The organism is candidate division WOR-3 bacterium (assembly GCA_011052815.1).
Taxonomy (GTDB): domain Bacteria; phylum Hydrothermota; class Tepidihabitantia; order SM23-42; family SM23-42; genus DRIG01.
Window position 1 is genome coordinate 20,263 of the sequence record DRIG01000096.1, and the last position, 9,795, is coordinate 30,057.

11 protein-coding genes are annotated in these 9,795 nt (G+C 46.0%); 7 read left to right on the plus strand and 4 right to left on the minus strand.

Annotated elements, in window-relative coordinates; all coding sequences use genetic code 11:
- Positions 1-11: 11 nt before the first annotated feature.
- From rsmA to ENI34_09515, 3 genes are read right to left on the minus strand one after another with little or no spacing between them, the layout of a single operon-like run.
- Positions 12-773 (minus strand): ribosomal RNA small subunit methyltransferase A, encoded by a 762-nt coding sequence (gene rsmA / locus ENI34_09505; protein ID HEC79353.1) that lies wholly within the window; start codon positions 771-773, stop codon positions 12-14.
- A gap of 29 nt (positions 774-802) precedes the next feature.
- Positions 803-1,558, minus strand: a complete 756-nt coding sequence (locus ENI34_09510; GenBank protein HEC79354.1) for a TatD family deoxyribonuclease — start codon at positions 1,556-1,558, stop codon at positions 803-805.
- A 13-nt stretch (positions 1,559-1,571) separates the two neighbouring features.
- A complete protein-coding gene (locus ENI34_09515) occupies positions 1,572-3,542 on the minus strand; it encodes a methionine--tRNA ligase (GenBank protein ID HEC79355.1) in 1,971 nt (656 codons plus the stop codon).
- A gap of 420 nt (positions 3,543-3,962) precedes the next feature.
- Here ENI34_09515 and ENI34_09520 point away from each other — a divergent pair, with 420 nt between their 5' ends.
- From ENI34_09520 to ENI34_09540, 5 genes are all read left to right on the plus strand, one after another.
- On the plus strand, positions 3,963-4,721 hold the full coding sequence (locus tag ENI34_09520) for a hypothetical protein (GenBank protein ID HEC79356.1): 759 nt from the start codon (positions 3,963-3,965) through the stop codon (positions 4,719-4,721).
- 44 nt (positions 4,722-4,765) lie between these two features.
- Entirely contained in the window at positions 4,766-5,341 is a 576-nt protein-coding gene (locus ENI34_09525; GenBank protein HEC79357.1) for a hypothetical protein, read from the plus strand.
- Positions 5,338-6,204: a hypothetical protein gene (locus ENI34_09530; GenBank protein HEC79358.1), complete on the plus strand. Its 867-nt coding sequence runs from the start codon at positions 5,338-5,340 to the stop codon at positions 6,202-6,204. The genes ENI34_09525 and ENI34_09530 overlap by 4 nt, the downstream gene beginning before the upstream one ends.
- Complete coding sequence (locus tag ENI34_09535) at positions 6,201-6,821, plus strand: hypothetical protein (protein ID HEC79359.1); 621 nt, start codon at positions 6,201-6,203, stop codon at positions 6,819-6,821. Before ENI34_09530 ends, ENI34_09535 begins: the two co-directional genes overlap by 4 nt.
- 186 nt (positions 6,822-7,007) lie before the next feature.
- Positions 7,008-7,550 (plus strand): hypothetical protein, encoded by a 543-nt coding sequence (locus ENI34_09540; protein ID HEC79360.1) that lies wholly within the window; start codon positions 7,008-7,010, stop codon positions 7,548-7,550.
- Between the two features lie 6 nt (positions 7,551-7,556).
- Here ENI34_09540 and ENI34_09545 read toward each other — a convergent pair whose 3' ends face one another.
- Positions 7,557-9,053, minus strand: a complete 1,497-nt coding sequence (locus tag ENI34_09545; GenBank protein HEC79361.1) for a GAF domain-containing protein — start codon at positions 9,051-9,053, stop codon at positions 7,557-7,559.
- Between the two features lie 89 nt (positions 9,054-9,142).
- Here ENI34_09545 and ENI34_09550 point away from each other — a divergent pair, with 89 nt between their 5' ends.
- Both ENI34_09550 and ENI34_09555 read left to right on the plus strand, forming a co-directional pair.
- Positions 9,143-9,562: a DNA-binding protein gene (locus tag ENI34_09550; GenBank protein ID HEC79362.1), complete on the plus strand. Its 420-nt coding sequence runs from the start codon at positions 9,143-9,145 to the stop codon at positions 9,560-9,562.
- A gap of 54 nt (positions 9,563-9,616) precedes the next feature.
- Positions 9,617-9,795, plus strand: a 179-nt coding sequence (locus ENI34_09555; protein HEC79363.1) for a twin-arginine translocation signal domain-containing protein, incomplete at its 3' end; no start/stop codon positions are given.

A 9,795-nucleotide genomic window follows, 5' to 3' on the forward strand; every position in this document is an offset into this window, starting at 1 on the left:
GATCCGTGGATTTAAAATTCCTTAAATTTACGGTATAATTGATAAAAATCCTCCAGGGTCAACTCAGCCGGCCTTCTCTGCAGAAGACGGCTGTTCAATCCTCGAGGTGGGTTTTTGAAATAATGCACAATACAATTTTTTATTGACTTACGGCGATATCGAAAAATACCTTTCACGAACTCAAAAAAATCTTCTTCATCATTCAAGCGGATCAAGGGCTTTCTTTTCTTCAGTGAAATCACAACGGAACTGACTTTTGGAGGAGGTGAAAAGAAACGCGGCGGAATTGTAAAACCTTTTTCTCCGTTGAAACAATAGGTGATGAAAAGGGTGGTCGCACCGTATTCTCTGGAACCCGGTCGGGCGAATATTCGTTGGCCGTATTCTTTTTGAATGGTTAAAACCGCTCGTTTGATGAGTCGGCGTTCCTTAATCAACTTTTTCAGAATTTCTGAAGTTATTGAATAGGGAATATTACCGACCACCACCAACTGACCGTATTCTGACAGGGACAAGTCCAAAAAGTTTTTGTTTATTACTGAAACATTCGGAAAAGCCTTTTCACCAAGGATTTCCGCTAATTTCCCATCCATTTCCACGGCGAATACCTTTCTGGCGGCGGAGGCGATGAACTGTGTCAAAACTCCTTTACCCGCACCGATCTCAAGCACGACTTCATCTGAGACATCTGCAAAATCAACGATCTTCTTTGCGAAATACCTGCTCTTCAGAAAATGCTGCCCCAGTCTTCTCCTATAAGAACGCTTCGTCATTCAAGCCTTTGATGTAAAGAAGAAAATATCTATTCATCCAGAGAAAAGAGAACGGCGGCGTTGTTGTCGAGAATCCGCTCAAGCCCGGACGGCGCCATCTCAAGAATTTGAGCTGCAGCCTTTAATGTTTCCATGATATACGCCGGTTCATTCCGCTTCCCCCGATAGCCGACCGGTGAAAGAAAGGGTGCGTCGGTCTCCAGCAGGATTCTGTCGACGGGAATTTTTTTAAAGATCTCCCGTGTCCGTTTTGAAAAAGTCAGAATCCCGCCGAACCCGAGATAAAAACCCATGTCGAGTATGACCTTCGCCTGTTCAAAAGTTCCGCTGTAACAATGGAATACCCCGTAGTAGAAATCTTCTTTTTCAAGAATGCCGATTGTGTCATCAATCGAATTCCTGGTATGAATGAGTAACGGCAGACAATATTCCCGGGCGACGGTGATGTGTCGACGAAAGAGTTCCTGCTGGGCTTCTCTGGAAGAACTGTCGCGGTAATAATCAAGGCCTGTCTCACCCACCGCGTAGATCTTCTTTTCCTTAAGAAGTCTTTCAATATCCTGGAACTGCTCCAGGGAATCGGCGGCAAGTTCATTGGGATGAATTCCGACGGCAGGCAACAACCAGGGTTCATTCTCTGCGATTCTGACTGCCTCCTGACTCGTCTTCACGTCATAGCCGGCATTGATGATCTTATGAACACCGACACTCTTCGCCCGTTTCAAGACCTCAGGAAGGTCCCTGTTGAATTGAGGATCACTTAAATGGCAGTGAGTGTCAATCAATTCTGTGTTTCTGCTACTTTATTACAGCACCTGATGAAACAGGTCTGTCCGTGGTCAATAAAACGACCCCTTCTTTACTGTCCGCCGCCAGGAGCATCCCATAGGACATAACCCCTCTTATCTTCGCCGGCTTTAAGTTCTCGAGCACGATTATCGTCTTACCGATCAATTCTTCAGGTTTATAATACTTACCGATACCGGCGACGATCTCGCGTCTGGTCTCCCCGATCTCGACCACACACTTCAAAAGATTTTCACTCCCTTTGACAATCTCCGCTTCCAGAACCTTCGCCGTCTTTATCACCACCTTTTGAAATTCTTCAATGGAAATCTCTCTCTTCTTGAGTTTACTGACCTGGAGATCGACGGTCGCATCATCGATCTTTTTAAAGAGAATCTCCACCTTCCCGATTGTCGGGGCGACGTCCGGAGAACTGATATCATCCCAGGTCTGGGGTTTGAAATTTATGAACTTCTTTATTTTGTCGGCGGTAAAAGGAAGAAACGGTTCGATCAAAACAGCAAGGGAGGTTACGATCTTCATACATACATACATCGTTCTTTCACAAATCAAGGGGTTGGTCTTACGTGTCAACCATGGCTCTTCATGGTCAAAATAACGATTCGCCTCCTGGGCGATCTTCATCACCTCCTGGAGTGCGCTCTTGAATTCAAAGTTCTCGATCTTGGCGCCGATTTTATCGGGAGCGTTATGAAGCAGTTCAAGAATCCGGTTGTCGCTCTCAGTGAAGGCTGATGCCGTGGGAACAGAGGAATTATAATATTTGCCGATGAAGGTAAGGGTGCGGTTAATGAAATTTCCCAGGATGTCGGCGAGCTCATTATTGTGCCATGCCTGAAAATCACGCCAGGCGAAATCCGAATCACGTGTTTCAGGGGCATTACGGGTCAAGGCATAACGCAGGGAATCAGCATCAAATTCCTTCAGGTACTCAGGCAGCCAGATTGCATATCCCTTTGATGTCGAAAGTTTCTCACCTTCCAGCTTAAGAAATTGATTCGCCGGAATATAAGAAGGCAGAGCGTACTCTCCGTATGCCATAAGCATCGCCGGCCAGATTAAAGCGTGAAATACGATATTGTCTTTGCCGATGAAGTGGACCAGTTTCACGTCTTTGTTCAACCAGTATTCCTTCCATAAATCCGGTTCGCCCTTATTCTCCGCCCACTCCATTGTTGAAGAGATGTATCCGATGGGCGCATCAAACCACACATAGAGCACCTTACCCTTTGCCTCTTCCAGCGGAACAGGAACGCCCCAGGACATATCTCTTGTAATGGGACGGTCCTGAAGCCCTTCTTTAAGCCATCCTTTGACAAACGTCAACACGTGTTCTTTCCAATCCCGCTTCTGTTCGATCCATTCACTCAACCTGTCCTGGAATGCGGAAAGTTTGAAATACCAGTGCTTTGTCTTCCTCTTCTCGGGTGTTTCCCCGCATATCAAACAACGGGGTTCCACAAGGTCGAACGGCTCAAGCCATCGTCCGCAACTTTCACATTGATCTCCCTTTGCGTTGTCGGCTGCACACCGCGGACACTTTCCGCCGATATAGCGGTCAGGAAGAAAACGTTTGCATTTGGGGCAGTAAAACTGTTCGATCTCCTTCGGATAAATAAATCCTTTGTTATATATCTTTGTAAAAAAATCCTGTGCCAACCGATAGTGGAGGGGTATCGTGGTGCGCGAGAAATTTTCAAACAAAATTCCGAAATCCTTGAAGGCCTGTTTAATGGAATTGTGGTAATGATCAACAATCTGACGGGGTGTTTTCTTCTGTTGTTCGGCGCTTATCGTCACCGGCACACCGTGTTCATCCGTTCCGCAGATATGAATGATGTCTCTGTTCTTCAACCGTTGATATCGAACATAAATGTCAGCCGGCAAATAGGCGCCTGCCAGATGACCGAGATGAATGTCACCGTTGGCATAAGGCAAAGCACTCGTCACCAATATTTTCATAAAGTATTATAAATAAATGTAAATAAAAGTCAAGTATGCTCAACCTGAATTTAACCTTTGACATCGGCTCTTTTTTGGATAAAATTAATAGTGTTTTTGTCGTTGATACTTTTGATGATATCACCACCCCATGGTGTGACGGCGGTCGACAAACCCAATGACGGCGGGTCAACCATTCTTATAACCTGGCGGCTTTCAGCCGATGATACACTCATCGACAAATATGTAATCTTCCGTAAAGCATCACCCGATACAGTTTATGAAAAGATCGGTTCCACGGCTCCGGGCAATACAAATTTTGAGGACGACAAAACCAGAGACGGGCTGGAATATGTTTATAAAGTAGCGGCGGAAAAAGACAGCGAACTCTTTTTCTCCCAACCCAGTGAAGGGGCTGTGTCCTCTCCCCAGATTTTTCACATGGGCAGGATGAATATCTTGATCTCGATAATAATCTTTGTGATACTCCTCGCCTACTTTGTGGTGATGGCGCGCACCGGAAAAAAACTTTTTGTCAGAAAGATCCCTGGTCTTGATGCAGTCGAGGAAGCAGTGGGCAGAGCGACCGAAATGGGTAAACCGATTCTATACATCCCGGGCCTGGGCGATATCGATTACACCGCGACCATCGCCTCGATGAACATCCTCGGTGAAGTCGCTAAAAAAATAGCCCGTTATGACACTCCGCTCATCGTCACCAATCGTTGGTCTGTAACCTACACGGTTTCAAAAGAAGTCGTCAAAGAAGCCTTTGCGACCGAAGGCAGACCGGATAAATTTAAAGAGGACTATGTACGTTATCTAACTGAAGCCCAGTTCGGTTTCGCCGCTGCGGTCAACGGTATTATGCTGCGTGAAAAACCCGCCACCAATTTTTTCATCGGCAGATTCTGGGCGGAATCCCTGATAATGGCTGAAACCGGTAGTCAAACCGGTGCCATTCAGATCGCCGGAACCGATTCAGTTCTCCAGTTACCCTTCTTCATCGCCGCCTGTGATTATACGCTTATCGGAGAAGAGCTCTATGCCGCTTCAGCATATCTGTCCCGTGAACCGCTTCTTATGGGTTCTCTTAAAGCGCAGGACTACGGCAAGCTTATAGTGCTGGCGATTATTTTACTCTTTTCGATTCTTGCATTCTTTAATATAAATTTATCACCGCTTTTGAGTATACAATGAAACGTAAGATACCTTTGGCAATATGCTTTTTGATGGGGATAATAATGATGATACAGTTCTTCATTCCCCATCCGGCGTCACTCGCTTTCAACAGTATGATTCTGAAATGGGTGATCATCCTGGTCGCCTTTGCCATGGTCCTGGCAATCGGTAACCTGATCAGACACCATGGTACAAAGATTCAAAAGAAAAAAGAAAACTGGCAATACAGTATCGTGACGTTGTTGAGTATGATCATAATGGCGGTCATCGGTCTGTTCTGGGGAGTGGAGTCGGGTTCTCTGTTCCAGAAAATTTATCTCCACATATTTGCGCCCCTCGGTTCCACGATGTTCGCCCTGCTCGCCTATTATATGGCATCTGCCGCATATCGTGCCTTCCGGGCGCGAAGTCTTGAGGCGACCCTGCTCCTTGCCGCCGCCTTTATTGTAATGGTCGGTTTTATGCCTTTTGGTCAGTATATACATCCAAGGTTGCCGGCATTTGCTGAATGGATTATGCAGGTGCCGAATATGGCATCACAGCGCGGTATTATGTTCGGCGTCGCATTCGGTTCTATCGCCACCGCATTGAAGATAATTCTGGGTATTGAACGTTCCTGGCTGGGAGGAAAAGAATGAAGTGGTATCAGGCGATCTCCTCGATTGACAGACGCATCATCTACCTGCTCCTCACCCTCTTTATCATTCTACCCTTTTTTGTCCCCTTTAAGATGCATCAGAACATAATGCCCCAGACCCAGAAACTCTTTGACTTTGTGGAATCGATTCCACCCGATGAGAAAGCGGTTATGATATCCTTTGATTACACGCCGCAGACCATGCCCGAGACCCAACCTATGGCGATCGCCCTGCTCAAACACTGTTTTGCCAGAGGAATCCCGGTGATCGGAGTCTCCTTTGATCCCCAGGGACCTGGTCTGGCTGTAGACGCCTTTGCCACCGTCGCCGAAGAATTCAATGCAGAAGCAAAGACGCACAGAGATTCAATTATCTACGGTGAAGACTATGTCTATCTCGGCTGGAAATCAGGATTTGTCGCCGCCATTCTTGATATGGGCGAGAGTATCGCCGGAGTCTTTCCGCGCGACCACTTCAGAAACTCAATCGATTCGTTTCCTTTGATGCAACACGTGAAAAACTATAAAGAGATAGCGATTGCAATCATCCTTTCAGGTGCGGCGTATCCTGAATCCTGGGTTCTTTATGCACAGTCCCGATATGGTGTAAAGATCGGCGCGGGCTTGACCGCGGTGATGGCGCCGAGATATTATCCGTTTTTACAGACCGGCCAGTTCTCCGGTATGATGTCCGGTATGAAAGGCGCGGCGGAATACGAAAACCTTATTGTTCAGCACGGCTATACTGATAAACTCGGCAGGGCTGAAACCGGTATGAATTCTCAATCAATGATTCACATACTCATAATCGTTCTCATTATCCTCGGTAATATCGGTTATATCTTCAGCAGGAGGAAAAGATGAGCCCTGACCCCTGGACCTGGATTGCCGCGTTCCTGACCCTGATGATATTTTCTTTTCTGTATAAAGACAACCCTTTCTACAAATTCGCCGAGCACCTCTTTGTCGGCGTTGCAAACGGTTATTACATCGCCCTTTACTGGCATAATTCATTAAAACCCAACCTTTTCGAACAACTCGCCGCAGGTAATTTTCTCTATATTATTCCACTCTTATTGGGCCTGATGTACTTCGCCCGTTTCATACCAAAAGTCTCCTGGCTCGTGCGCATTCCGATCGGATTTATGATCGGCTGGGGAGCAGGAATATCAATCCCGGCGTACTTCCAGGCATTTGTCTTGAAACAACTGGAGGGAACAATCGTAATCCCGCAAAACTTCACCTCACCTCTAAGCGGGGTATGGGCGGTCATCAGTCTGATTGGTGTTGTCTGCACCCTCATCTACTTCTACTTCTCAAAAGAGCATAAAGGACTGCTTAAACCCACCGCCCGTCTCGGGATCTTCTTCATTATGATCGGATTCGGTGCATCATTCGGTTATACAGTAATGGCGCGTGTCAGCCTGCTGATCGGCAGAATCCAGTTTTTGCTGGGACCCTGGTTGGGTTTGATAAAATAGTCCGCATTCCTTAGAATTTAAAACTTTTTTACAAAATTCCTCCGTCTGGAAATTAACCATTAATATATGATGTTATACTTTTTTATAACATCATTTTCTACTGCAGGATGTTATCGACGATATTTCAATACTTATATCTCTGAAAAGTGGCACAGAAATTGCATATAAAAAGAGTAGAGGTGAAAAATGAAGATAATAAGTTTTGTCTTAATCATATCCTCGCTTGCCTTCTGCGGAAGTTTCGGGATCGGTATTGCCGGAGGCGGTCAATATTACGAAAATTACAAAAGCCTGACTCCTGAAATGTTGCAGGAAATGTTCTACGGTGCTGAACTCTCTTTAAGTGCAGAAGCCCTGCCCAATGTCTTCCTTGAGCCTTCGTTCTCTTATCTGAATAACCCTGCGGTTTCCACCTCAGCCACCGGATGTGGACTCGGTTTGAATATCAAACCAAGACTCGGCAACTTTCCTCTCGTACCTTATTTCGGTCTCAAAGGAACCATTCTGTTCTACAGTGAGATGGATATCAGAGAAGCGGCCCGCGCCAGCCAGCTTATCGCTTATATTGAAAATTCATCACCGAAATTAATCGGTGCGGGCTTTGCCGGAATAAGTCTCTTTCTCGGAAAGAGCATGTCATTGAACTGCAATTACAGCTATTACAGTCTTGCCCCTCAATATGGTGTGGAAATGGTCTGGGCGGGACTTACCTACTACATAAATTGGTGATGAACCTCAACTCTTCCTGGCTTTATGCAGCAGGCGCGATAAATAAGAAGGCTGGATTTTAAGAATCTTACTCGCCTTTCTCTGGTTGCCGCCGCACTGCTCAATCGTCTCCCGAATATAATTCAGTTTAAATGCATCCACGGCTTCTTTTAATCCTTTACCTGAGATCTCGAACTCCTTGCATCTGCGCGCGGGAAGCATCAGACAATTTATATCAATGGTATCGCCTGTCGCCAGCACAACCGCACGCTCTATCACATTCTGGAGTTCTCTGACATTACCGGGCCAGGGATAGTCCAGCAACCTCTGCATCACCTTGCTGTCGATATCTTTAATCGTCTTATTCATATCCCGTGCGTAGATCGTTAAAAAATGTTTGGCTAAAAGAGGAATATCATCTTTACGTTCCCGCAGCGGCGGGATCTGAATGGGAAAGACATTAAGCCTGTAAAAGAGATCTTCTCGAAACTGTTTCTCTGCAATCTTTTCTTCCAGATTCTGATTGGTGGCGGCGATGACCCGCACGTCGACCTTTATCACCTTGGTTCCTCCGAGCCGTTCGAATTCACGTTCCTGGATAACCCGAAGCAATTTACTCTGGGTCTCAGGCGCCAGATCCCCGATTTCATCAAGGAAGATCGTTCCTTTATGTGCCAGTTCAAATCTGCCGCGATGAAGGGATGTCGCACCGGTGAACGCCCCTTTTTCATATCCGAAGAGTTCACTCTCCAGCAGCGTGGTCGGAATAGCCGCACAGTTCACCGCGATGAAAGACTCCTCTTTTCTGGGACTCAAACGATGGATATAGCGCGCAATCAATTCTTTTCCTGTACCGTTTTCACCGAGCAACAGCACCGTCGAGGTGCTCTGGGCGACTTTTTCCGCAAGCTGGAGTACTTCTTTAAACTCATCGCTCGCCGAGATGATGGCGTAACGTGAATCGATTTCATCCCGCAACAGATTCTGCTGCTCGCGGATCTGAAGATGCACCTGGGCGTTCTGGATCACCTGGGCGGCTTGAAATGCGATGATAATCAGGAGTTCTTTATCTGCATTCGTCCACGTACGGCGGTTCTTTTTATTCAACACCTCAATAACGCCGATCGTTTTACCGGTGATGATGAGCGGAGCGGCGATGATCGATTTCGTCGCGAAACCCGTTCTTTTATCTATCCCCGGATAAAAATCTTTATTGGAAGAGGTGTCATTCACCATTATCGGCTTGCCTGTACGGACGCACGCGCCTGCAATCCCCTTGTCCAGGGGAACAGTAAGATTTTTCAAGCGCTCGGAAACATCACCGGTGGCGCTGGCAAAGTAAAGCTCATTGGCCGTTTCGTCCAGTAAGAGCAGAGAACTCGCTTCGGCTTTCAACAACGTCTTGGCGCTCTCGATGATGATATTCAGTATCTTTGAAAGTTCCAGCGTAGAAGAAAGAGAACTCGACATCTGAAAGAGTATTTCAAGCTCTTCTCTGCCTATCTTCCTGATGATATCCTCCATATCTCCAGTATATCATAAAAAGTACTGAAGTCAATATCTTCTTGTAAATTACAGATTATCTGCTATAATATCTTGAAAAGGAGGTACAGGTGACGGCGAAAAAATATCAACATTATTATGTCGTACGCCTTGAAAAGAATGAGGAGATAATCAGTTCCCTGAACAAGATTGCGGAAGAAAAAAAGATCAGCGGAGCGTTCTTCTTCGGTCTGGGAGTCGGCAAAAAATTGGTTCTCGGATACTTCGACGCGCGCAAAAAGTCATATATCAAAAAATTGTTCGAAGGAGAATACGAATTCGTAAGTCTATCAGGAAATATTTCCAGATTTTCAAAAGAGACGGTGATCCACGCCCATGCCGCGATCACCGATAAAAACTTCAATGCCTTCGGTGGACATCTCTTTCACGGCGTCGTACCGGCCACCCTCGAGTTGATCATCCTTCCCACAGGAGAGAGATTGAACCGTAAAAAAGACCGGAAGACCGGTTTGAATTTACTGGACCTGTAGTCTGTTCGGTTCAAAAGATTTGACATCGCGGGAAATAACCGGTATAATAATAGTATGAATTTCTTCTTTGAAAAAATTGTCTCAAGGAGAGATTTTCTGAAAAAATGCGGGCTTCTGTTTCTGGGCGGATTTTTATCATCGAAACTTATAAAATTCGCGAATGCACAGGAAGGCAGACTCGGTTTGATCAAAGCGCAAAAAGCACTGTATTATAAAAAATTACCGAAGAACAA

Bases quoted from the DNA above. Each gene is read 5' to 3' on its own strand.
- ENI34_09520 (HEC79356.1), top strand. From the start codon at position 3,963: ATGGGCAGGATGAATATCTTGATCTCGATAATAATCTTTGTGATACTC.
- rsmA (HEC79353.1), bottom strand. From the start codon at position 773: ATGACGAAGCGTTCTTATAGGAGAAGACTGGGGCAGCATTTTCTGAAG.
- ENI34_09515 (HEC79355.1), bottom strand. From the start codon at position 3,542: ATGAAAATATTGGTGACGAGTGCTTTGCCTTATGCCAACGGTGACATT.
- ENI34_09530 (HEC79358.1), top strand. From the start codon at position 5,338: ATGAAGTGGTATCAGGCGATCTCCTCGATTGACAGACGCATCATCTAC.
- ENI34_09535 (HEC79359.1), top strand. From the start codon at position 6,201: ATGAGCCCTGACCCCTGGACCTGGATTGCCGCGTTCCTGACCCTGATG.
- ENI34_09525 (HEC79357.1), top strand. From the start codon at position 4,766: ATGATGATACAGTTCTTCATTCCCCATCCGGCGTCACTCGCTTTCAAC.
- ENI34_09545 (HEC79361.1), bottom strand. From the start codon at position 9,053: ATGGAGGATATCATCAGGAAGATAGGCAGAGAAGAGCTTGAAATACTC.
- ENI34_09540 (HEC79360.1), top strand. From the start codon at position 7,008: ATGAAGATAATAAGTTTTGTCTTAATCATATCCTCGCTTGCCTTCTGC.